This window comes from Pseudomonas sp. MYb118, assembly GCF_040947875.1.
Taxonomy (GTDB): Bacteria; Pseudomonadota; Gammaproteobacteria; order Pseudomonadales; family Pseudomonadaceae; genus Aquipseudomonas.
In genome coordinates, this window is sequence record NZ_JBFRXN010000003.1 from 48,661 (window position 1) to 71,652 (window position 22,992).

The following is a 22,992-nucleotide window of genomic DNA, read 5'->3' on the forward strand; positions in this document are numbered from 1 at the left end:
GCTCGAAGCCACACTCACCCCCGAGTATCGTCCTATGTCCTTGCGTAATCTGAACATCGCACCACGAGCCTTCCTGGGATTTGCCTTCATCGCCTTGCTGGTGATTGTGCTGGGCGTGTTTGCGGTCAACCGCATGTCGGTCATCCGCCAGGCCTCCATTGACATGGGCAATACCCAGCTGCCGAGTGTCGGTTACCTGGGCAACATCACCGAGAACGTCCTGCGCATGCGCATTCTGTCGTTCCGCATTCTGGTCAACCGCGAGCCGGCCAGCCTGCAGGAAGCCGACGCGCGCATCGGTGTGCTCAGCGACAAGGTGCGCAAGGCGCAGGCCAATTATGCGGCGTTGCCGATGGGGCCGAGTGAAGCGGCGCTGTACAAGGAATTCAGCACGACGCTGGACAACTACATGCAAGCCCAGCGCGAGATGGTCGACCTGTCGCGCCAGAACAAGGTCGATGAGTTGCGCACCCTGATCAACACCCGGATCAAGGACGGCACCGACCTCATGGGCGAGCAGCTCAACAAGCTGGTGGCGTTCAACGCCGAAGGCGCGAAAGCCGCCGGGGTGACCGCTGCCAACAACTACAGCGGTGCCATCAACGGCATCATCGCGGTGGCGGTGCTCGCGGCGGTGATGACCGTGCTGCTGGCCTGGCTGCTGACCCGCAGCATCGTCACGCCGCTGGCCCGCGCGGTGCAGGCGGCCGAAACCATTGCCGGTGGCAACCTGACCAAAGCCGTCGAAGTCGATGGCAAGGACGAGCCGGCCCGTCTGCTCAGCGCCTTGTCCACCATGCAGGGCAACCTGCGCAAGACCATTGAGCAAATTGCCGGTTCCGCCACGCAACTGGGCGCCGCTGCCGAAGAACTGAGCGCGGTGACCGAAGAAGCGTCGCGCGGCATGCAACAGCAGAATGACGAAATCGAACAGGCCGCCACGGCGGTCAATGAAATGACCGCCGCGGTGGAAGAGGTGGCGCGCAACGCGGTGTCGACCTCCGAAGCGTCGAACCAGTCGACCCAGGCCGCGCGCGAAGGCCGTGACCGTGTGGTGGAAACCGTTGACGCGATCCAGACCATGACCCACGACGTGCAGAACACCTCGCTGATGATCGAAGGCCTGGCGGAGCAGGGTCGGGACATCGGCAAGGTGCTGGACGTGATCCGCGCCATCGCCGAACAGACCAACCTGCTGGCGCTGAACGCCGCCATCGAAGCCGCCCGTGCCGGTGAAGCCGGGCGTGGGTTTGCCGTGGTGGCCGACGAGGTGCGGGCGCTGGCCCATCGCACCGCGCAGTCGACCCAGGAAATCGAGAAGATGGTCGCCGGCATCCAGAACGGCACGGGCGAAGCGGTGTCGTCGATGCAGCAGAGCAACCAGCGCACTCAAAGCACCCTGGAAATGGCCCGTGCCGCCGGGATTGCCCTGGAGCAGATCACCCAGTCGATCCACCAGATCAACGAACGCAACCTGGTGATCGCCAGCGCCTCGGAAGAACAGGCGCAGGTGTCCCGCGAGGTGGACCGCAACCTGGTGAACATCCGCGACCTGGCCACCCAGTCCGCCGCCGGCGCCAACCAGACCAGCGCCGCCACCCACGAACTGTCACGCCTGGCCGTGGACTTGAACGCAATGGTGGCACGCTTCGTCATCTGATCACCGCGAACGGCGTGGGCCCACTGGCGGGTTTGCAGATTTGAGATAGGGTTGAGGCAAGGAGACACCGCGCGAAAGGAGGCCCCATGCGCTACTCAGCCCTGACTCAACGAATTGCCGGCGACGGCGCGGCGGCCTGGCGGATTCACGATCGAGCGCTGCAACTGCGCGAGCAGGGCGTCGATGTGTTGCTGCTGTCGATTGGCGATCCGGATTTCGACACGCCCAGGCCCATCGTCCGCGCTGCCATCGACAGTCTGGAAGCGGGCGACACCCATTACCCACCCGTGCGGGGCACCGCGGGGCTGCGCGACAGCATCGCCCGCCGCCATCGCCAGCACAGCGGCCAGGAGGTGAGCGCCGAGCATGTCATCGTCATGCCTGGCGCCCAGTGCGCGGTGTACTCCGTGGCGCAGTGCCTGCTCGATCCTGGTGATGAAGTGATCGTCGCCGAACCGATGTACGTGACTTACGAAGGCGTGTTCGGCGCCATCGGCGCCAGGGTCTTGCCCGTGCCGGTGCGCCCGGACAACGGCTTTCGGGTCGACCCCGCCCAGGTGGCGGCGCTGATCACGCCGCGGACACGCGCCATCCTGCTCAACAGCCCGAACAACCCTTCCGGCGCCAGCCTGCCGTTGCTGGTCTGGCAGGAACTGGCGTCGCTGTGTGTGCGGCACGACTTGTGGTTGATCAGTGACGAGGTCTACAGCGATCTGCTGTACGAGGGCGAGCACATCAGCCCGGCCAGCCTGCCCGGCATGGCCGAGCGCACGGCGACCATCAACAGCCTGTCCAAGTCCCACGCCATGAGCGGCTGGCGGGTCGGCTGGGTGATCGGGCCGAAACGTCTGGCCGACCACCTGGAACATTTGTCCCTGTGCATGTTGTTCGGCATTCCCGAGTTCATCCAGAACGCCGCGCAGCGGGCGCTGGACGAGGAGCTGCCGGAAGTGGCGATGATGCGCGAGGAGTATCGCCAGCGCCGTGACCTGGTGTGCACGCGCCTGAATGGATGTCCCGGGCTGCGGGCGATTCGGCCGGATGGCGGCATGTTCGTGATGGTGGACGTGCGCCAGACCGGCTTGACCGCCCAGCAATTCGCCGAACGGCTGCTGGAGGGTTACGGTGTTTCGGTGCTGGCAGGCGAAGCCTTCGGGCCCAGCGCAGCCGGGCATATTCGCCTCGGCCTGGTGGTGGGGCAGGTGCAACTGGCGGATGCCTGTCGGCGGATTGCGTTGTGTGCGATGGATATGCTCGAGGGGCGGCGGGCCTGAGGGTTTTGTGGTGGCTGTTCCGGCCCCATCGCGAGCAGGCTCGCTCCCACATTTGGATCTGTGAACACCAACCCACTGTGGGAGCGAGCCTGCTCGCGATGAGGCCCGCCAGAACAACAAACAACTTTCAGAGCACACTCAACCAGGCCGACCCCAACAGCAACAACGCCATGCACCGATTGAACCGCTGCACCGCACGCGGCGAACGCAACCAGCGCACCGAACCCGCCCCCAGCAACGCCCAGACCCCAAGGCACGGCAGGGAAATCAGAAAAAACGCCAGCGACAACACCAACACATGCCCCAGGCGTTCTTCCCCGGCACCGGCGAACACACTGACCACCGCCAGCGCCATCATCCAGGTTTTCGGGTTGATCAGTTGCAGGCTCGCCGCGCCCACCAGGCCCAACCGGCCGTTGGGGTCCGGGGCGTCCAGGGCCTCGGCGGGGGCGCTGAAGATCTGCCAGGCCAGGTAGCTCAGCCAGGCGACGCCGATCCACTGCATCGCGCTTTGCACGGTGGGCATTGTGGTCAACGTCGAACCCGCTCCGGTCCCCACCAACAACACGATCGTCGCGGCGCTGGCGCAGGCACCGAAGATGATCGGCAGCGCCGCGCCCAGGCCGTACCGCGCGCTGTTGCTCAGCACCAGGATGTTGGTCGGGCCAGGGGTGATCGAGGCCACGAAGGCAAACAGCAAAAAGGGCAGCAAGGTCGGGAAGGAAGTGAACATCGCGGGCAACTCCGGTGAAGATCATTGCAACCGATCTTCACAAGCCCAGCGCTCAACTGTCTGGAAGATTTGAGCAGCGCTTGCGGTACAGCGCCGGTGTCAGGCCGTAGGCGCGCACGAACCAGCGGCCCAGATGGCTCTGGTCGGCGAAGCCCAGGGCCATGGCCACCGTGGCCGGTTGTTCGCCACGGGCGAGCATGCGCCGGGCGCTGGCCAGGCGCAGTTGCACCAGGTAGGCGTGGGGCGCGATGCCGAAGGCGGCCTTGAATGCGCGGGTCAGGCGAAAGCGATCAACGCCGGTGGCGAGGGCCAGTTGGTCGAGGCCGATGTCTTCGTGGGCATGGGCGTGCAAGTACTCGCGTGCCTTGAGCGCCACCTGCGGCAGGCGCGGGTCGTCGCCATAACGGGCGCGCCAGTGCAGGTGCGTGGTCAGGCGTTCGAGCAAGCCGTCGAGGGCAGTCTGGCGGACGATCTTCAACTCGCCATGGTGCAGGGTTTCAAACGCCAGCACGGTGGCGCGGGCCAGCGCCGGGTCGGTGCTCAGGGTGTGGGCGAAGCCGAGTTCGCCGTGGTCGGGGGCCTTGTCGAACATCGCGCTGACCTCGCGGGTCAGCCACTGCGGGTCGAGGTACAGCATGCGGTAGGTGAAGCCGTCGGCGGTGGGCGCTTCGCCGTCGTGGATGTCACCGGGTTCAAGCAGGAATACCTTGCCCGGCGTGCTCTGGTGTTTCGTGCGCCGGCAATTGAACTGCTGTACGCCTTGCTCGGTGACGCCCACCAGGTAACTGTCGTGCCAGTGCGGGTCGTAGGCGTGGCCCTCGAAGTGCGCGCGCGCGTCTCGATGCCGGTGTCGGCATCCTGGGCCAGGTCGATCCAGTCGTGGCTTGTCATGCGGCACCTGTGGGACGGATTGCCCGGTCATTTAAGCGCAGCAGCGCGCCGGATGCCTAGAACGTTTGTGCAGCTCTTCAGTTGACCAGCCCGGCGGCAATGTTGATGGAAAACCCCAGGATCGCGGTGTTGAACAGAAAACCGATCAGCGATTGCGCCAGCACGATCTTGCGCAGCTCCCGCGTGGCCACGCCGACGTCGGAGGTCTGCACCGCCACGCTGATGGTGAACGAGAAATACAAAAAGTCCCAGTAATTGGGCGTGCTCAGGCCCTCGGCGAAACGCAGGGCCGGGTCCTTGCCAGTGCAGGTGTAGAACAGGCGCGCATAGTGCACGCTGAAAATCACCCCGATCAGCAGCCATGAACCGATCACCGTCAGCGCGGTGAAGCCGTAGTGCAGCAGCCGGGGGGCGGTGGCCAGTTCCTTGCTGCCGGCCAGTTCGAAAGCGATGGTGGCGAGGCTGGCGATGGCCGCGATGCACACCAGCAACAGCACCAGCCCGGCATTCTCGTCCTCGACCTCGGCAATGCGCTTGACGTCCGGCGCCTTGGCCCGGGTGGCGAGCCAGAACATCAACAGCAGATAGGTCCAGACCCCGGCGTTCCAACCGATGAGGATTTTACTGATGATCGAGTCGCTTGGCGCCAGGATGCCCACCGCCACGCCCAAGGTGGCAGCGGCAGACAGGCGCGGGTGGGTGCGGGCGAGGAAGGGCATGGGGGCTCGGGGGTGGGGGAGATGTGGATACCTTAGCACCCAGGGACCTATAAGGTGCTCTGCTCTTTGTGGGAGCGAGCCTGCTCGCGATGAGGCCGGCTGATTCAGCATCAATGGCGACAGTTACGCCGCCATCGCGAGCAGGCTCGCTCCCACAGAGGCAGGAGTGAGGTCAGGGGAGTAGGAGTCAGGTCTTTTTACGCCCCCGCACCACCTTCATCACCACCACAAAAAACACCGGCACGAACACCACCGCCAACGTCGCGGTGATCATCCCGCCGATCACCCCGGTGCCGATGGCCTGCTGGCTCGCGGAGCTTGCGCCAGTGGCGATGGCCAGCGGCACCACGCCGAGGATGAACGCCAGCGAAGTCATGACGATCGGGCGCAGGCGCAGGCGGGCCGCTTGCAGGGTTGCGTCGATCAGGTCGTGACCCTGGTCGTACAGGCTCTTGGCGAACTCGATGATCAGGATCGCGTTCTTCGCCGACAGGCCGATGATGGTGATCAGCCCGACCTTGAAGAACACGTCGTTGGGCATGCCGCGCAAGGTCACCGCCAGTACCGCACCGAGGACGCCCAGCGGCACCACCAGCAGCACCGACGTGGGGATCGACCAGCTCTCGTACAGCGCCGCCAGGCACAGGAACACGATCAGCAACGACAGGCCGAGCAGGATCGGCGCCTGGCTGCCGGACAAGCGTTCCTGCAACGACAGCCCGGTCCATTCCTGGCCCAGCCCCGCAGGGCCCAGCGCCACCAGCCGTTCGATCTCGGCCATGGCTTCACCGGTGCTGTGCCCAGGTGTGGGCTCGCCGGAAATGGCGATGGCCGGGTAGCCGTTGTAGCGGGTCAATTGCGCCGGGCCTTGGGTCCATTTAGCTTGGACGAACGCCGACAGCGGGACCATTTTCCCGTCGCTGTTGCGCACGTGCATCTTCAGCAGGTCATCGACCTGGCTGCGTTGATCGCCTTCGGCCTGCACCACCACCCGTTGCATCCGCCCCTGGTTGGGGAAGTCGTTGATGTACGCCGAACCGACCGCCGTGGACAACACGTTGCCGACGTCGGCGAACGACACACCCAACGCGTTGGCCTGCTTGCGGTCGACGATCAACTGCACCTGCGGCGCTTCGGCCAGGGCGCTTTCGCGGACGTTCATCAGGATCGGGCTTTTCTCGGCGGCCGCCAGCAGCTCGCTGCGCGCCTGCATCAGCGTGGCATAACCCAGACCGCCACGGTCCTGCAGGCGGAATTCGAAACCGCTGGAGGTGCCGAGGCCGTCCACCGGTGGCGGCAGCACGGCAAAGGCCATGGCGTCCTTGATGCCGCTCAGGGCCATGTTGGCGCGGTCGGCGATCGAGGCGGCCGAGTCATCGCTGCCCCGTGCCGACCAGTCCTTGAGCGTGGTGAAGGCCAGCGCCGCGTTCTGCCCGCTGCCGGAGAAGCTGAAACCGAGGATCACCGTGCTGTCGCCCACGCCGGGTTCACCGGCGTTATGCGCTTCGATCTGCTCGACCACCTGCACCGTGCGGTTCTTGCTGGCGCCGGGTGGCAACTGGATGTCGGTGATGGTGTAGCCCTGGTCTTCGGTCGGCAGAAACGACGACGGCAGGCGGCTGAAGCACAGGCCCAGGCCCACCAGCAGTACGCCGTAGATCAACAGGTAGCGACCGCTGCGTTTCAGCGCATGGGCAACCCAGCCCTGATAACCCTCGGTCATTTGCTCGAACTTGCGATTGAACCAGCCGAAGAAACCGCCCTTGGCGTGATGCTCGCCCTGGGCAATCGGCTTGAGCAGGGTGGCGCACAACGCCGGCGTCAGGGTCAAGGCAAGGAACGCCGAGAACAGGATCGAAGTGGCCATGGACAACGAGAACTGCCGATAGATTACCCCGACCGAACCCTGCATGAACGCCATCGGAATGAACACCGCCACCAGCACCAGGGTGATGCCGATGATCGCCCCGGTGATCTGCTGCATCGCCTTGCGGGTCGCTTCCTTGGGCGACAGGCCCTCGCTGACCATGATCCGCTCGACGTTCTCCACCACCACGATGGCGTCGTCCACCAGGATGCCGATGGCCAGCACCATGCCGAACATGGTCAGCACGTTGATCGAATAACCCAGCGCCAGCATGGTGGCGAAGGTGCCCATCAGCGCCACCGGCACCACCAGGGTCGGGATCAGCGTGTAGCGGATGTTCTGCAGGAATAAAAACATCACCGCGAACACCAGCACCATGGCTTCGAGCAGGGTGTAGACCACCTTGGTGATCGACACCTTGACGAACGGCGAGGTGTCGTACGGGATCTTGTACTCGACGTTGGCCGGGAAGTAGCGCGACAGCTCGTCCATCTTCGCCCGCACCAGGGTCGCGGTGCTCAGCGCGTTGGCGCCAGGCGACAACTGCACGCCGACGGCGGTGGACGGCTTGCCGTTCAGGCGCGTGCCGAACTGGTATTCCTGGCTGCCGATCTCGACCCGCGCCACATCGCCGATGCGTACGGTGGAGCCGTCGGGGTTGGCCTTGAGCACGATGTCGGCGAACTCTTCCGGGGTCGAGAGCTGGCCCTTGACCAGGATGGTCGCGGTGATTTCCTGGGTGGTGCGGGTCGGCAGGTCGCCGATGCTGCCCGCCGAGACCTGGGCGTTCTGCGCGACGATGGCGGCGTTGACGTCCGCCGGGGTCAGGTTGAAGCCGATCAGCTTCTGCGGGTCGATCCAGATGCGCATGGCCCGTTCGGCGCCATACAGCTGGGCCTTGCCGACCCCGTCCAGGCGCTTGATCTCGTTCATCACGTTGCGCGCCAGGTAATCGCTGAGCGCCACGTCGTCGAGCTTGCCGTCGGTGGAGGTGAGGGTGATCAGCAGCAGGAAACCGGCGGAGACTTTCTCCACCTGCAAACCCTGCTGGTTGACGGCTTGCGGCAGGCGTGACTCGACGACCTTGAGGCGGTTCTGCACATCGACCTGGGCCAGTTCCGGGTTGGTGCCCGGCTGGAACGTCGCCTTGATCGTGGCGCTGCCCAGGCTGCTCTGCGACTCGAAGTACAGCAGGTGGTCGGCGCCGTTGAGTTCTTCCTCGATCAGGCTGACCACGCTCTCGTCCACGGTCTGCGCCGAGGCACCGGGGTACACCGCGTAGATTTCGACCTGCGGCGGCGCGACATCGGGGTACTGCGCCACCGGCAATTGGGGGATGGCCAGGATACCGGCCAGCAGGATGAACAGGGCGACCACCCAGGCGAACACCGGGCGGTCGATAAAGAACTGCGGCATGAAAAAGCGTCCTGCTTACTGGCCAGTGACCTGGGCGAGTGGAAGAGGGGAGTTGTCGACCTGCACCTTGTCACCAGGCCTTGCGTGTTGCAGGCCTTCGACGACGATGCGGTCGCCCGGCTTGAGGCCGGCGGTGACGATCCAGCGATCGTTCTGCACGGCACCCAGTTCAACCGGTTGCTGGCCGACCCGCTGTTCGGCGTCGAGCAGCAGCACCTGGGCGATGCCGGCGCTGTCCCGCTGGATGGCCCGTTGCGGCACGCTGATGCCTTGCTGGTTGACCGCCTGCTCCAGGCGCACGCGCACGAAGCTGCCGGGCAGCAGGTCGAGGTCCGGGTTGGGGAACTCGCTGCGCAGGATGATCTGCCCAGTACCAGGGTCGACGGTGATGTCGGTGAACAGCAGCTTGCCCGGCAGCGGGTAGGGGCTGCCGTCATCCTGGATCAGCGTGGCCTTGGCCTCGCCCTGGCCGACTTCCTGCAGTTGCCCGGAACGGAACGCCCGGCGCAGCTCGTTGAGTTCGCGGGTCGATTGGGTGAGGTCGGCGTGGATCGGGTTCAGTTGCTGGATGAGCGCCAGCGGCGTGGTTTCGTTCTGCCCCACCAGCGCGCCTTCGGTGACCAGCGCCCGGCCGATGCGCCCGGAAATCGGTGCGGTGACGGTGGCGTAGCCGAGGTTGAGTCTGGCCCGGTCGACGGCGGCCTTGTTCGCGGCGACCTGCGCGTTGGCCTGGCGCACGGCGGCGCGGGCGTTGTCGTAGTCCTGGCCGCTGATGGCCTTGTCTTCGATCAACTGGGCGTAGCGCTGCTCCTGCAATTTCGCCTGGAAGGCATTGGCCTCGGCCTTGCGCAGTTCGGCCTCGGCGCTGTCCAGGTCAGCCTTGAACGGTGCCGGGTCGATGCGAAACAGTACGTCGCCCTTTTTCACGTCGCTGCCTTCACGGAACACCCGCTGCAACACCACACCGGCCACCCGCGCGCGCACTTCGGCGATACGCGGCGCGGCGATGCGCCCGCTCAGTTCGCTGGTGATCGACAAGGGGCGCGCTTCGAGGGTCTCGATGCGCACGGTGGCCAGCGGCGCCTCTTCTTCGGCGGTCGAGGCCTTGTCGCACGCGCTGAGCGTCAAGGCCAGGGCCAGCAGGCTTAGCTTGGCAAGCAGGTTCTGTGACATGGAAATACCCCAATAATGAACACCCGCATCCTACGGGGAGCGTGCGAGGTTAGCGGTGAAGCTTTGTTGGTGCTGTGTGAAATTGTGTAAGGGTTTTAGTCAGGGACGAGTGAGGGCGTATATCCTTTATGGCTTGGAATTGATTATGTCTGTCAGGCCGCCATCGCGGGCAAGCCCGCTCCTACAGGAATTTTGTGAGCGCCACAGACCCCTGTAGGAGCGAGCTTGCTCGCGATAGCGATTTACCAGACACCCCAGCACCCTTTGGAAACACCCCATGCCCAACATTCTCCTGGTCGAAGACGACAGCGCCCTGTCCGAACTGATTGCCAGCTACCTGGAACGCAATGGCTACAGCGTCAGCGTGATCAGCCGCGGTGATCATGTGCGCGAGCGCGCGCGGATCAATCCGCCGGACCTGGTGATCCTCGACCTGATGCTGCCGGGCCTCGACGGTCTGCAGGTGTGTCGCCTGTTGCGCGCCGATTCGGCAACGTTGCCGATCCTGATGCTCACCGCCCGCGACGACAGCCACGACCAGGTGCTGGGCCTGGAAATGGGCGCCGACGACTACGTGACCAAACCCTGCGAGCCACGGGTGTTGCTGGCGCGGGTGCGCACCTTGTTGCGCCGCAGCAGCCTCAGCGAGCCGCAGACCGCCAACGATCGCATCCTGATGGGCAACCTGTGCATCGACCTGTCGGAGCGCACCGTGAGCTGGCGCGGGCAGCCGGTGGAGTTGTCCAGCGGCGAGTACAACCTGCTGGTGGTGCTGGCCCGGCATGCCGGCGAAGTGCTGAGCCGCGACCAGATCCTGCAACGCCTGCGCGGCATCGAATTCAACGGCACCGACCGCTCGGTGGACGTGGCGATCTCCAAGCTGCGGCGCAAGTTCGACGACCACGCCGGCGAGGCGCGCAAGATCAAGACCGTGTGGGGCAAGGGCTACCTGTTCAGCCGTTCCGAGTGGGAATGCTGAGACGATGTTCAGAATCCTCTTTCGCCTGTACCTGGTCACCATCGTGTCCTACAGCGCGGCGATTTACCTGGTGCCGGACGTGGTGGTCAAGGTGTTCCATGAGCGCTTCGTCACCTACAACCTCGACTATTCCCGCGGTCTGCAAACGCTGATCGTCAAGCAGTTCCGTGACGTGCCGCAAAGCCAGTGGCCGGCGCTGGCCGCCGAGATGGACAAGCAGTTCCAGCCGTTGGGCATCGTGCTCAGCCGCAATGACGACGATGGCCTGACGCTGGCCGAGCAGAAGCGCTTGCAGCGGGGTGAAAACGTGGTGCGTATCGGCGACTGGGGCTGGCGCACCCTGGCCGTGGCACCGCTGAATGAGCAGATGGTGGTGCAAATGGTGGTGCCGCCGGACCCGCTGGACGTCAACCTGCTGTACTGGAGCATCAACGTGCTGGTCGGCGCGACCATGCTCGCCTGCCTGCTGGTGTGGCTGCGCCCGCACTGGCATGACCTTGAGCGCCTCAAGGCGACGGCGGAGCGCTTCGGCAAGGGCCACCTGGGCGAGCGCACGCAGATCGCCGCGAGTTCCAACATCGGCAGCCTGGCCCATGTGTTCGACACCATGGCCGGCGACATCGAGAACCTGCTCAACCAGCAGCGCGACCTGCTCAATGCGGTGTCCCACGAATTGCGCACGCCGTTGACGCGGCTGGATTTCGGCCTTGCCCTGGCCCTGTCCGATGATTTGCCGGCCGCCAGTCGCGAGCGCCTGCAAGGCTTGATCGCGCACATCCGCGAGCTCGATGAACTGGTACTGGAACTGCTGTCCTACAGCCGCCTGCAAAACCCGGCGCGCCTGCCGGAGCGGGTCGAGGTGGCGCTGGACGAGTTCATCGACAGCATCCTGGGCAGCATCGACGAGGAACTGGAGTCGCAGCTGGTTATCGACGTGATGCTGCACGGCCAGCTGGAACGCTTCATCCTCGACCCGCGCCTGACCGCCCGGGCCATTCAGAACCTGTTGCGCAATGCCATGCGTTACTGCGAGAAGCGCATTCAGGTGGGGGTACACGTCTGTCCCAAGGGCTGTGAAATCTGGGTCGACGACGATGGCATCGGCATTCCGGACGACGAGCGCGAGCGCATTTTCGAGCCGTTCTATCGCCTGGACCGCAGCCGCGACCGGTCGACAGGCGGCTTCGGCCTCGGACTGGCGATCAGTCGGCGGGCGCTGGAAGCGCAGGGCGGTACGCTCAACGTCGAACCGTCACCGCTGGGCGGCGCACGGTTCCGCTTGTGGTTGCCGACTCCGGCATGAATTTTTCGCCGCTCCCCCCACTGTAGGAGCGAGCTTGCTCGCGATGTGGTGTGTCAGCCAAAAAATTCATCACAGACCCACCGTAATCCCCTGTAGGAGCGAGCTTGCTCGCGATAGCGGTGTGTCAGCCAACATTTTCATCACAGACCCACCGCTTCGCGAGCAAGCTCGCTCCTACAGGGGCGGTGGCGATCCATTTTTTTGTGAAACCTGTCAAACCTGACAGTAGTCACGCTGCCCGTTTAGGCGTTTCATGATCCTTCGCCGTCAGGTGTCCAATGACGGCAGGAGGGTAGAAATGGGAGCACTGATCATAAAGCAACACGCCGAGGGCACCATCAGCGCCATTCGGCACGTCAGGGTCGACGACATCCCGACCAAGTTCGCCATGGTCACATCGGGGGAGGGTTACCCGAGGATGGCGGTGCGCATAGGGCACAACATCACCGCCGAGGGCAACGACCATTTCGTGGTCGGCGACCGGGTCAGGTACACCGTGCTGATGGACGGGGCCGGCGAGTTTCCCCGGGCCCTGGACCTGCAGAAGTTCAGCGACGACGGCCATCGCGGTTGAAGGCCTGACCGGGCATCACGCAGCAGTCGCCGGCCCTCATGCACTGAGCCGGCTTTTCAACAGTTTCGCCATCTCCTCCAGCTCCGCCGCCGGGTTATGCCCGATCAGCATCCACGCGTGCTCCGTGTCCGCCCAGTACACCACGTTCATTTCATGCCGGCGCTCGTGGGCGAACGGTCGGCTGCCTTTGTGCGAGAGGGTGACGCACAACGCCATGGCCCCATGGGCCGGGTCCAGGTAGGTGATCTGGGCGATGGGTACGCCATCGTACTCGAGGATCTGCGCGCGCCGCAGTTCCACCCGTGGCAGGGCCAGTTGCGCCGGGGTCAGGGTCACGCCAAGGCGTTCGTCGATGGTGCGCAGTTGCGCGCCGTGGGTCAGGTCATCGACCGGCAGGTGCTTCAGGGTTTCCGGCACGTACAGCGCCATGTAGTCGGCGACCAGGCCGCGCCAGTTGTGTTTGGTCTGGCTGGCGCGCCAACCCAGGTACAAGCGGTCTGCCAGCACGCCACTGAGCACCAGGCCGGCCGCAGCAGCCAGAAAGCGCCGGCGGTTCAGTGCCGGTTTGGCGGGCGCCGGCAGGGTGTCGAGCATGGCCTGCAAACGGTCCACCGGCGCCTGTTGCGCCAGTTCGTCATAGGCCTGGCGAAACGGCAGGTTGCTGCGGGCCAGCCATTGCAGGCGCAGGTTGAGGGTCGAGTCTTCGGCGATGGCGGCATCGACGCGGCTGCGCTGGTCGGTGTCGAGTTCGTCATCGAGGTACGCCACCAGTTGCTCGTCCGATGGTCTTGCCTGTTCGTTCATCGACGTTCTCCGGTGGAAGGGTTCGGTATCGCCTGCAAGGGCGGGTACTCGGCCAGTTTTGCCCGTGCGGCCGCCAGGCGGCTCATCACGGTGCCGATGGGCACGTCCAGCACCTCGGCCACTTCGCGATAGGACAAGCCTTCGACGTAGGCCAGAAACACCGTTTCGCGCTGCGCTTCGGGCAATGCATCAACACGGCGGATCACCTGGGAGGCGAGCACGTGGGTCTGCGCGGCGTGCTCGCCATCGAATGCCAGGACGTTGTCGACATCCACTTGCCCCTGGCCCAGGCGTACGCGGCGCGAGCGTACCTCGTTGAGCCAGATCGAATGCAGAATGCTCATCAGCCAGCGATCCATGCGGCTGCCGGGCACGAACTGCCCGGCGCGTTCGAGCGCCCGCACACAGGTCGCCTGCACCAGGTCCTCGGCAACATGCCGCTGCCTGGACAGCAGCAGGCCGTAACGCCACAGTCGCGCCAGGTGCTGCCCCAGCTCCGCGCGTATCGTCTGATCGCTGGCGATAACGACCTCCGTTGTTTCACGTATTCGATGAACCCTGAATCGCTTCGGCCAGATCCCGATATTCTTCGCAGGTATTGCCGCAGATCGCCTCGATCATCTGCAACTGCTCTTGCGCCAGGTCCAGCCGCCCCTTGATCACATACGCCTCGCCGAGGTATTCGCGCACTTGCGCATACTGCGGGTCGAGCTTCACCGATTGTAGGTAATAATTGATGCCTTCGTCGGTGCGTCCCAGTTTACGCGTGGCATAACCGCGGTAGTTCAGCGCTTTGGCCGTGTCGGGTTGTTCAAGGGTGTCGAGCAAGGCCAGGGCTTCCTCGTATCGGCCGTCCTTGGCCAGGCGGTAGGCGTAGTCGGTGCGGTCGGCATCCGGCACCAGGTGGCTGGTCTGCAACACGCATTTCTGCGACTTGGTGTCCCACACCTGGCCTTTGGGGCAATTGGGCCTGGCGGGGGCGTCATCCTCGCCGTTGGCCAGGGCGAGGGTGCTGCACAAGGCGACGGCGAGCAGCAGTTGGGTGGCAAAAACGGCAAAACGGACGTTCATGGAATGATTCTCCGCAGCGGGTTCGTAGTTCTGAACAATGAACACCGCAGCAGGAGATTTTATTCGATGACCAGCCTGGTTATCTGGGGTGTGGCTATCGCGAGCAGGCTCGCTCCCACAGAAGATTTGTGGTGTTCACAAAAATCCCCTGTGGGAGCGAGCCTGCTCGCGATGAAGCCGACGCGGTATCAGCCAAGAAGCCGGATCGGCGCTCCCGCCGCCCACGCCTGGATGTCCTCGATCATCTGCGCAAAGAACTGATGATAATTCTGCTGGCTGACATACCCGACATGGGGCGTGGCCAGCACGTTGTCCAGGGTGCGGAACGGGTGGTGCTCGGGCAGGGGCTCGTGTTCGAACACGTCCAGCGCCGCCCCGGCCAGGCGTTGTTTTTGCAGTGCCTTGATCAGCGCCGCCTCATCGACGATCGGCCCGCGCGCGGTGTTGACCAGCAGGGCCGTAGGCTTCATCCAGCCCAGCGCCTGGGCGTCGACCAGGCCACGGCTGCGGTCGCTGAGCACCAGGTGCACCGAGAGGATGTCGGCCTGCTCGAACAATTGCTGCTTGCTGACGTAGGTCACACCGACCTCGGCCGCACGTTCGGCGGTGAGGTTTTCGCTCCAGGCGATCACCCGCATGCCGAACACCTGGCCGAACTGGGCGACCCGCTGGCCGATGCTGCCCAGGCCCAGAATCGCCAGGGTCTTGCCGTGCAGGTCGCCGCCCAGGCCTTGCTGCCAAAGGCCGGCGCGCAGGGCGTTGGCTTCCACCACCAGATTGCGCGTGGCCGCCATGATCAGCGCCCAGGTCAGCTCCGGCGCCGCGTGTTTGTAGCTGTCGGTGCCGCTGACCTGGATGCCCAGGTTCGCCGCGGCCGCAAGGTCCAGTGCGGCATTGCGCATGCCGCCGGTCACCAGCAACTTGAGCTTGGGCAAGCGGCGCAGCAGCGCCTCGTCGAAACGGGTGCGCTCGCGCATCACGCAGATCACTTCGTAATCCGCCAGACGCTGCGCCAGCGTCTCGGTATCGGCGGGGTAATCATGCAGGAAGCTCACCTGGCCAATCGGCTCCAGCACCGACCAGTCCAGCACATCTTTCGCCACGTCCTGCCAGTCATCGAGCACCGCAATCTGCACAGCCATCAGCCTTACCTCATCAACGAACAGGGTGGGTCTTGTCCAGCCAGGCGAGCAGGGCCTGGTGGAATTTCGCCGGCTCTTCCATCTGCGGTGCGTGGCCCATGCCGGGGAATTCCACCAGCGTGGACTGCGGGATCAGTTGCGCGACCTGTTTGCCCAACTGCTCGTAGCGCCCCAATTTCGCCTTGACCTCGGGCGAGGCGATGTCGCTGCCGATGGCGGTGGTGTCGGAGGTGCCGATCACCAGCAGCGTCGGCATTTTCAGGTCCTTGAACTCGTAGTACACCGGCTGGGTGAAGATCATGTCGTAGATCAGCGCCGAGTTCCACGCCACTTGCTTGTGGCCGGGGCCTTTGTTCAGGCCGGCGAGCATGTCCACCCAGCGATCGAATTCCGGCTTCCAGCGGCCATCGTAGTACGTCTTGCGTTCGTAGTTGCGGATGCCTTCGGCGGTGAGCTTCAGCTCGCGCTCATACCATTGGTCCACGGTGCGATAGGGCACGCCGAGGGCCTTCCAGTCTTCCAGGCCAATCGGGTTGACCATCGCCAGTTGCTCGACCTGATCGGGGTATTGCAAGGCGTAGCGGGTGGCGAGCATGCCGCCGGTGGAGTGGCCGAGCACGCTGGCTTTCTGGATGCCCAGGGCCTTGAGCAACTGGTTGGTGTTGGTCGCCAGCTGCTGGAAGCTGTACTGATAGTTGTCAGGTTTGCTGGAGGTGCAGAAACCGATCTGGTCCGGGGCGATGACCCGGTAGCCGGCGTCGCTCAGGGCCTTGATCGAGGTGTCCCAGGTGGCGCCGCAGAAGTTCTTGCCGTGCATGAGCACGATGCTGCGACCGTTGGCTTTGCCGTTGGCGGCGACATCCATGTAGCCCATCTGCAGGGATTTGCCCTGGGACTCAAAGGTGAAGTGCTTGACGGTGTAGGGGTATTCGAAACCTTGCAGTTCGGGGCCGTAGGCCGGGCCTTCGGCGGCGAAAGCGGGCAGGGTGGCGGTCAGCAGCAGGCCGGGCAGCCAGCGGGAGAGGGCGAGGGGCATGGGCAAACTCCAGAAGAAATCGGCCGATCCTGGATCGGCTGGATTAGGGCGACATTAAACACAGGCAATGTTCGCCGGGGATCGTTCAACCCAGCCAACCCAGGGTCGCCAGGGCCAGCACGCCGTAACGCGCGCCTTTGGCCAGGGTCACGATCAGCAGAAAGCGGCCGATCGGCTCGCGCATCACCCCGGCCACCAGGGTCAGCGGATCACCGATCACCGGCACCCAGCTCAGCAGCAACGACCAGTGACCGTAGCGTTGATAGTGGCTGCGGGCTTTGTCCAGATGCGCCGGGCTGACCGGGAACCAGCGGCGCTCACGAAAGCGCTCGATGCCGCGCCCCAGCCACCAGTTCACCAGCGAGCCGAGGACATTGCCCAGGGTCGCTACCGCCAGCAGCCCCCAGAGCCAATAGCGCTCGCTGAGCAGCAGGCCCACCAGCACCGCTTCCGATTGCAACGGCAACAGCGTCGCCGCACCGAAGGCGGCGAAGAACAGCCCGATGTAAGCGCCAGGCATCAACGGGCGGGGTAGTCCGCCACCACCACGTCAGAACCGTCCTTCTTCAGGCCGATGACTTGATAGGCGTCGCTCATGCCGTCCATTTCCATGCCGGGCGAACCCATGGGCATGCCGGGGGCGGCGACACCCAGCAAGTCGTCGCGCTGGCTCAGGGCTTTGACCTGATCGGCCGGGACGTGCCCCTCGACGAATTTGCCGTTGATCAGGCCGGTGTGGCAGGACGCCAGGCGCGCCGGCACGCCGTGCTGCTGCTTGAATGCGCTCATGTCCTTTTCAACATGGTCCTCGACCTTGAAGCCGTTGTCCTGCAGGTGGCTGATCCACTTTTTGCAGCAACCGCAATTGGCGTCGCGGTGAACCTCGATGGGGATCAGGTCGGCGGCCTGGGCCAATGAAGAGATGAACAGGGCGCTCAGGGCGAGCAGACGCAAATGAGTTCGCATGGAGGGTCTCGTCTCGGGTTGCGGAGGGCCAACATTCTGAGCCTTTCGGTAGAAGGCAGCCGGAGAAATTGTATCGAAGTGATGCTGCCAGGGCGGGTGTCCGGCTTGATACAAATCAACTAACTGTGTCGTACACAGGAATAAACCTTGGTTTAGTCCAATTATCCGAAAGTGCTATAGGCCAATAAAAGCCGGGGGTCTGGCGCTTTGTATCGAAAATGTACGAGAATTGTAAAAACTTGAAATAGTTATTTGTGTAGTGTTTGTCAGGCCCGGATACTCCGGGCATCGAACTTGTTTAAACAAGGATTTTCCTGTGATCGTCTTTAAAGGATTTTGGTCATGACTATCGGCTATACCGGCGCATGGACTTCCAAGGCGGGCCTGCTCGTTCAGGACACCGGCACTTCCACCAAACCCGTGTCCCAGAGCATCAAGGTCAAGCAGATGCTGGCATTGGTGGGCAACAATCCAAACGCGCTGGACACAGCGAAGATGGACAAGTTGAAGATTCACAAGCAGATCAAGGGGTTTGATCCGGAGAACGTGACAGCCAAGTCACTGGGCAGCCTGACGACTTTCCTGAAAGAGAACGGCCTGATCACCGATGTGACCGCGGTGACCCTGAGCAACGCTGGTGACAAGTTCGATCGCTTCGGCATTCCGAAAGACCCGGAAGCCAGCTTCAACGCCCTCGAATATTTCGCCACCCAACTGGACAGCATCCAGAACAACAACATGAAGGGTAACAAGTACGCCAACTACTTGATTCCCGAGTATAAAAAGGCCATCTACGTCCTGCAGAACCTGGCCACTTACGGCAAGGGCAACGGTTCGACCCCGACCGACAAAAACCTCTCCGCCAAGGCGTAAGCCGGCCCTGTCGATCTGATCGTTCCCATGCGCAGCAAAGGAACGCATCCACGGACGCTCCGCGTTCGGCTTCGGATCTGGAACGCAGAGCATTCCGGGCTGCGTTCCTTTGCTGCGCATGGGAACGATCATGCGCCGCCGTACGCAGAAATTTTGCGATGCGACCCTGTCCTCATAGGCTGTAACATGAACGCCCGCTTGCAGCGGCGTATCAGCTGCATGTTCTGGTTTGAGGAAAGGCAATGACCCAGTCGCAACGTTTGAAGTACTCGATTCTGATCTCCCTGGTGGTCCTGGCGATCATGTTCGGCCTGTCGTATCTGCAAAATACCGGGGTCATCAGCGAAAAGCTGTTCCAGTACATCGCCATTGGTGTGGCGGTGATCGTGGTGGTGATCAATGGCGTGATGCGTCGCAAGGTCAAGCCCTGAGCGACGCTCCCGCAATCGCTTACTCGCCGTGCAGTATGGCGGCAGCCTGCGGATGCAGGCTGTAGCTCTTGTCCGCATTGAGGACGATCACGCCTTCGCTGCACAGGCGCTTCAACACTTCGCGCACACTGAGGAAGGACAGGGGGATGTCCAGGTCCAGCAACTGGCTGTGCACGCCGCGAACCCCCAGGCTGCGGTCGCTGTTGGCGGCATTGAGCAGGGCGTCGATGACTTTCAGGCGGATCAGGCTGGTTCGCAGGCCGAAGTGCTTGAGCAGAACGCGGATGCGTTCGTTGCCGTTGCGCTCGGTGCGCGTGTCGAACAGGCGTGGCCCCAGGGAATTACCCAGAGGTGCAATGCTACCGTCCGTTGGCAGTTGCGAGTTGTACATGCAAAAACTCCTTTTCAGAGCCTGAACCGGAATGAATTGTTGGGTGCTCTTATCAATTAAGACGAATGAGCCACTCGAATCATGAAGCGCAAAATGTAGAAATTTCGTAATCGCCACGTCGCAAACCTGTGAACCCCCCGCAAAATCGACCTGCGGCGCGCTAAATTTTTTCCACTCCATTCGTTCCCGTAGTCAGGCCTTTTGCGTTTTTCAGGCAGGGCAGACCTTCGTTTATTCGATCAGGAGCGAGCGTGATCATTACCAGCCCATTCACTCGATTGAGCCTTGCCGTGCTGTTGGCGGCCTCAAGCGTTGCGGCCAGCGCACGCAGCCAGCCGGACCCGGCGACGGCCGATATCCGCCGGACCAGCTTCGGAGTGCCGCACATCCGCGCCGACAACGAACGCGGCCTCGGTTACGGCATCGGTTATGCCTACGCCCAGGACAATCTGTGCCTGCTGGCCAATGAAGTGGTCACGGTGAACGGCGAGCGTTCGCGCTATTTCGGCCCCGAGCAGTTCACCGTTGAGGAACGGCAAAACCAGGTCAGCGATGTGTTCTTCAACTGGTTGAATACGCCGCAGGCAGTCGATGCGTTCTGGCAGGCACAACCCACCGAGGTCCGCGACCTCATGCAAGGTTATGTGGCCGGTTACAACCGCTCGCTCACCGAGCGTCGCGCGCAGGGCTTGCCGCAACTGTGCCAGGGCGAGTGGGTGCGGGAGATCGGCGTCCAGGACCTGGTCAAGTTGACCCGCCGCCTGCTGGTCGAAGGCGGTGTCGGGCAGTTTGCCGAAGCCCTGGCAGGGGCTACGCCACCCGGCGCTGTCGCGCGCCATGGGCAGGCGTCATCCTCGTTCCAGCTCGCCGATCAACGGGTTCAACGCTTCGCTCTCGATCGTGGCAGCAACGCCGTGGCGGTGGGCAGTGAGCGCTCGTTCAACGGGCGCGGGATGCTGCTGGCCAACCCGCATTTTCCCTGGATCGGCGGCATGCGCTTCTATCAGATGCACCTGACCATTCCCGGCAAGCTGGACGTGATGGGCGCCGCGCTGCCTGGCCTGCCGCTGATCAACATCGGGTTCAACCAGCACCTGGCCTGGACCCACACCGTGGATTCGTCCAAGCATTTCACCCTGTACCGCCTGCAACTCGATCCCAAGGATGCCACCCGCTATCTGGTCGATGGCCAATCCCTGCCGATGCAGCGGCAAACCGTGAACGTGCAGGTCAAGCAGCCTGACGGGCAGACCACCACGGTGTCCCATGTGGTCTACAGCTCGCAGTTCGGCCCGATCGTGCAGTGGCCGGGAAAACTCGACTGGGACAAGCAGTTCGCCTACAGCCTGCGTGACGCCAACCTCGAGAATGACCGGGTATTGCAGCAGTGGTACGCGATGAACCGCGCGACCAGCCTCGAGGACTTGCAGGCTTCGGTGCATTCGATCCAGGGCATCCCGTGGGTCAACACCCTGGCGGCGGATGACCAGGGGCAGACGCTGTACATGAACCTGTCCGTGGTGCCGAACGTCAGTGCCGCCAAACTGGCCCAGTGCAGTGACCCACGGATCGGCCTGCAGATGATCGTGCTCGACGGCTCCAACAGCGCCTGCGCCTGGGACATCGACCCGGCGGCCGCGCAAAAAGGCATCTATGCCGCCGCGCAGTTGCCGCAATTGTTGCGCAAGGATTTCGTCCAGCATTCCAACGATTCGGCGTGGATGGCCAACCCGGCGCAACCGCTCACCGGCTTTTCGCCGCTGATCAGCCAGGAGGGCCAGCCGCTGGGCCTGCGCTCGCGCTTTGCGCTGGATCGCCTGGCCGCGCTGGGCAAGGGGGGACCGATTGCGGCCATCGACCTGCAACACATGGTGATGGACGATCAGGTGTATCAGGCCGGGCAGGTGTTGCCGGATCTGCTGCAGTTCTGCGCCACGGGGCTGGGTGAAGAGGCAGCGGCCCTGGGCGACTTGTGCAGCAGCCTGAAATCCTGGGACCGCCATGCCAACCTGGACAGCGGCCTGGGCTTCCTGCATTTCCAGAACCTGATGGCTGCGATGCAGGAGAGCCCTGATATCTGGCGGGTCGCGTTCGACCCCAAGGACCCGCAAAACACCCCACGCGGCCTGGCGCTGGATCGCCCTGAGGTAACCCAGGCCCTGCGCGAGGCAATGCTGGCGTCGGCGCAGCAGGTCAAGGCCTCGGGGCTCGCGCCGGACAGCCGTTGGGGCGACATCCAGGTGGTCAGCCGTGGCAGCCAGCAGACGCCGATCCACGGCGGCCCTGGCACCCTCGGCGTGTACAACGCCATCCAGAGCGTGCCGCGTAGCGACGGCAAACGCGAAGTGGTCAGCGGCACCAGCTACCTGCAAATCGCCACGTTCGACGACAAGGGGCCGCAGGCCCGGGGGCTGCTGGCGTTCTCGCTGTCCAGCGACCCGGCGTCACCGCACGCCAACGACCAGACCCTGGCGTTTTCGCAGAAGCAATTGAGCGTGCTGCCGTTCACCGAACAGCAGATCACCGCCGATCCGCAGTATCAGGCACAGACCATCCGCGAGCAGGATGAACAGGCCGGCAAGGTGGCTAAACAGTAGGAAACAGCGGGGCAAAACAAAGGCCGCACCTCGAAAGGGTTGCGGCCTTTTCAGCTTCTGGGGGTTTGTTGCGGGATGGAGTTGAGCACCGGGTTGCCATCCTTGTTGCGCGTCAGGTAGACCGGCAGCACCTTGGGCAGCGTGCCCACCAGGCTGTTGAGTTCCTTGATGTTGTAGATACCGCCGAGGCGGATCGTGCCGGTGCTGCTGTCGGCCAGCATCAAGGGTTTGCTCAGATAACGATTGATCAGGGGCAGGGCTTCAGACAAGGCCAGGTCGTCGAGCACCAGCTTGCCCTGGCGCCACGCCAGCGAGGTGTCATTGGCGTAGGTCTGGCTGATCTGCGGGGTGAAGTCGCCGTGTTTGTAGCGCGCCTGCATCGACGGCTCCAGGCGCAGGCCGTCGCCCGGCAGGTCATCGTTGCTGCTGACCAGCACCGAGCCTTCGATCAGGTTGACCCGCACCTGATCTTCATACATCCACACGTTGAACTGGGTGCCGGTGACGCGGATCCGGCCTTCCGCCGCCTTGACGATAAACGGGTGCGCGGCATCGTGGCGGACGCTGAAGAAGGCTTCGCCCTTTTTCAACGTGACCCGACGCTGATCCTTGTAGTTGCTGAAGGTCAGCTCGGTGCCCAGGTTCAACTCCACCTTACTGCCGTCACCCAGGGTGACCTGGCGGGTCGCCGTGCTCGCCTCGAAGTGTTCGTACGAGTTAGGCAGCCAGCCCAGGTTCCAGCCGGTGTAGGCCGCCAATGGCAACGCCAGGGCGCATACGGCGGCGGCAACCGCCAGGGGACGCCAGGAGGAGGTCGGCTGGCGTTGGGCAATCGCGACGACAGGCTCGACAGGGGTGGGTGTTTCCGTGCGCGGCAAGTCTTCGGCCACCACCCAGATCTCCAGCATCGCCTCGTACTCGAACGCATGCAGCGGATGGGCATCGCGCCATTGCTCGAATGCCTGTCGCTCTTGCTCGGTACAGTCAGAGGCATGCAAACGCATGCACCAGTGCGCAGCGGCATCGGTGATGGCGTCGTATTCGGCTTCGGAGAGGGGGCTATCGGTCATTGACTCATCCTGATTTCCTGCA

21 protein-coding genes and 1 pseudogene are annotated in these 22,992 nt (G+C 63.7%); 8 read left to right on the forward strand and 14 right to left on the reverse strand.

All coding sequences use genetic code 11. The annotated features are described in order from the left end of the window. The first annotated feature begins 34 nt into the window (after positions 1-34). Positions 35-1,660 (forward strand): methyl-accepting chemotaxis protein, encoded by a 1,626-nt coding sequence (locus ABVN20_RS21635; protein ID WP_368557793.1) that lies wholly within the window; start codon positions 35-37, stop codon positions 1,658-1,660. Positions 1,661-1,746: 86 nt separating this feature from the next. Further along, on the forward strand, positions 1,747-2,934 hold the full coding sequence (locus ABVN20_RS21640; protein ID WP_368557794.1) for a pyridoxal phosphate-dependent aminotransferase: 1,188 nt from the start codon (positions 1,747-1,749) through the stop codon (positions 2,932-2,934). 127 nt (positions 2,935-3,061) lie between these two features. On the opposite strand, the gene ABVN20_RS21645 is transcribed toward ABVN20_RS21640, so the two are convergent. From ABVN20_RS21645 to ABVN20_RS21665, 5 genes and pseudogenes are all read right to left on the reverse strand, one after another. Next, positions 3,062-3,667 carry a LysE family translocator gene (locus tag ABVN20_RS21645; protein ID WP_368557795.1) on the reverse strand — a complete coding sequence of 202 codons (606 nt, stop codon included), beginning with the start codon at positions 3,665-3,667 and terminating at the stop codon, positions 3,062-3,064. 52 nt (positions 3,668-3,719) lie between these two features. Continuing rightward, positions 3,720-4,558, reverse strand: a pseudogene (locus tag ABVN20_RS21650) (AraC family ligand binding domain-containing protein). Between the two features lie 77 nt (positions 4,559-4,635). After that, a complete protein-coding gene (locus ABVN20_RS21655) occupies positions 4,636-5,277 on the reverse strand; it encodes a DUF1345 domain-containing protein (RefSeq protein ID WP_368557796.1) in 642 nt (213 codons plus the stop codon). Positions 5,278-5,464: 187 nt separating this feature from the next. Further along, on the reverse strand, positions 5,465-8,560 hold the full coding sequence (locus ABVN20_RS21660; protein ID WP_368557797.1) for a multidrug efflux RND transporter permease subunit: 3,096 nt from the start codon (positions 8,558-8,560) through the stop codon (positions 5,465-5,467). A gap of 15 nt (positions 8,561-8,575) precedes the next feature. Then, positions 8,576-9,733: an efflux RND transporter periplasmic adaptor subunit gene (locus ABVN20_RS21665; RefSeq protein WP_368557798.1), complete on the reverse strand. Its 1,158-nt coding sequence runs from the start codon at positions 9,731-9,733 to the stop codon at positions 8,576-8,578. 277 nt (positions 9,734-10,010) lie between these two features. Here ABVN20_RS21665 and ABVN20_RS21670 point away from each other — a divergent pair, with 277 nt between their 5' ends. From ABVN20_RS21670 to ABVN20_RS21680, 3 genes are all read left to right on the forward strand, one after another. Then, positions 10,011-10,712, forward strand: coding sequence for a response regulator (locus tag ABVN20_RS21670; protein WP_368557799.1), 702 nt, complete (start codon positions 10,011-10,013; stop codon positions 10,710-10,712). 4 nt (positions 10,713-10,716) lie between these two features. Next, a complete protein-coding gene (locus ABVN20_RS21675) occupies positions 10,717-12,015 on the forward strand; it encodes an ATP-binding protein (protein ID WP_368557800.1) in 1,299 nt (432 codons plus the stop codon). A gap of 298 nt (positions 12,016-12,313) precedes the next feature. Then, entirely contained in the window at positions 12,314-12,589 is a 276-nt protein-coding gene (locus tag ABVN20_RS21680) for a hypothetical protein (protein ID WP_368557801.1), read from the forward strand. A gap of 36 nt (positions 12,590-12,625) precedes the next feature. On the opposite strand, the gene ABVN20_RS21685 is transcribed toward ABVN20_RS21680, so the two are convergent. From ABVN20_RS21685 to ABVN20_RS21715, 7 genes are all read right to left on the reverse strand, one after another. Continuing rightward, positions 12,626-13,393 carry an anti-sigma factor gene (locus ABVN20_RS21685; RefSeq protein ID WP_368557802.1) on the reverse strand — a complete coding sequence of 256 codons (768 nt, stop codon included), beginning with the start codon at positions 13,391-13,393 and terminating at the stop codon, positions 12,626-12,628. Then, positions 13,390-13,887, reverse strand: coding sequence for an RNA polymerase sigma factor (locus ABVN20_RS21690; protein WP_368558692.1), 498 nt, complete (start codon positions 13,885-13,887; stop codon positions 13,390-13,392). The genes ABVN20_RS21685 and ABVN20_RS21690 overlap by 4 nt, the downstream gene beginning before the upstream one ends. A 46-nt stretch (positions 13,888-13,933) precedes the next feature. Then, entirely contained in the window at positions 13,934-14,464 is a 531-nt protein-coding gene (locus ABVN20_RS21695) for a tetratricopeptide repeat protein (RefSeq protein WP_368557803.1), read from the reverse strand. Positions 14,465-14,652: 188 nt separating this feature from the next. After that, entirely contained in the window at positions 14,653-15,606 is a 954-nt protein-coding gene (locus ABVN20_RS21700) for a D-2-hydroxyacid dehydrogenase family protein (RefSeq protein ID WP_368557804.1), read from the reverse strand. A 13-nt stretch (positions 15,607-15,619) separates the two neighbouring features. Further along, positions 15,620-16,642: an alpha/beta fold hydrolase gene (locus ABVN20_RS21705; RefSeq protein WP_368557805.1), complete on the reverse strand. Its 1,023-nt coding sequence runs from the start codon at positions 16,640-16,642 to the stop codon at positions 15,620-15,622. Between the two features lie 85 nt (positions 16,643-16,727). Further along, complete coding sequence (locus ABVN20_RS21710; protein ID WP_368557806.1) at positions 16,728-17,162, reverse strand: YqaA family protein; 435 nt, start codon at positions 17,160-17,162, stop codon at positions 16,728-16,730. Beyond that, positions 17,162-17,608 carry a DUF411 domain-containing protein gene (locus tag ABVN20_RS21715; RefSeq protein WP_368557807.1) on the reverse strand — a complete coding sequence of 149 codons (447 nt, stop codon included), beginning with the start codon at positions 17,606-17,608 and terminating at the stop codon, positions 17,162-17,164. Before ABVN20_RS21715 ends, ABVN20_RS21710 begins: the two co-directional genes overlap by 1 nt. Before the next feature lie 342 nt (positions 17,609-17,950). On the opposite strand from ABVN20_RS21715, the gene ABVN20_RS21720 reads away from it, so the two are divergent. Together ABVN20_RS21720 and ABVN20_RS21725 are read left to right on the forward strand one after the other, a co-directional pair. After that, on the forward strand, positions 17,951-18,481 hold the full coding sequence (locus ABVN20_RS21720) for a hypothetical protein (RefSeq protein ID WP_368557808.1): 531 nt from the start codon (positions 17,951-17,953) through the stop codon (positions 18,479-18,481). A gap of 242 nt (positions 18,482-18,723) precedes the next feature. Beyond that, the gene (locus ABVN20_RS21725) at positions 18,724-18,912 is read left to right on the forward strand and encodes a hypothetical protein (protein ID WP_096511186.1); all 189 of its coding nucleotides are present in this window, start codon (positions 18,724-18,726) and stop codon (positions 18,910-18,912) included. A gap of 19 nt (positions 18,913-18,931) precedes the next feature. Here ABVN20_RS21725 and ABVN20_RS21730 read toward each other — a convergent pair whose 3' ends face one another. After that, on the reverse strand, positions 18,932-19,303 hold the full coding sequence (locus tag ABVN20_RS21730; protein ID WP_368557809.1) for a fe2+ zn2+ uptake regulation protein: 372 nt from the start codon (positions 19,301-19,303) through the stop codon (positions 18,932-18,934). Positions 19,304-19,554: 251 nt separating this feature from the next. Here ABVN20_RS21730 and ABVN20_RS21735 point away from each other — a divergent pair, with 251 nt between their 5' ends. Continuing rightward, complete coding sequence (locus tag ABVN20_RS21735) at positions 19,555-21,900, forward strand: acylase (RefSeq protein ID WP_368557810.1); 2,346 nt, start codon at positions 19,555-19,557, stop codon at positions 21,898-21,900. A gap of 50 nt (positions 21,901-21,950) precedes the next feature. On the opposite strand, the gene ABVN20_RS21740 is transcribed toward ABVN20_RS21735, so the two are convergent. Further along, complete coding sequence (locus ABVN20_RS21740; RefSeq protein WP_368557811.1) at positions 21,951-22,970, reverse strand: FecR domain-containing protein; 1,020 nt, start codon at positions 22,968-22,970, stop codon at positions 21,951-21,953. Positions 22,971-22,992: the final 22 nt, after the last annotated feature.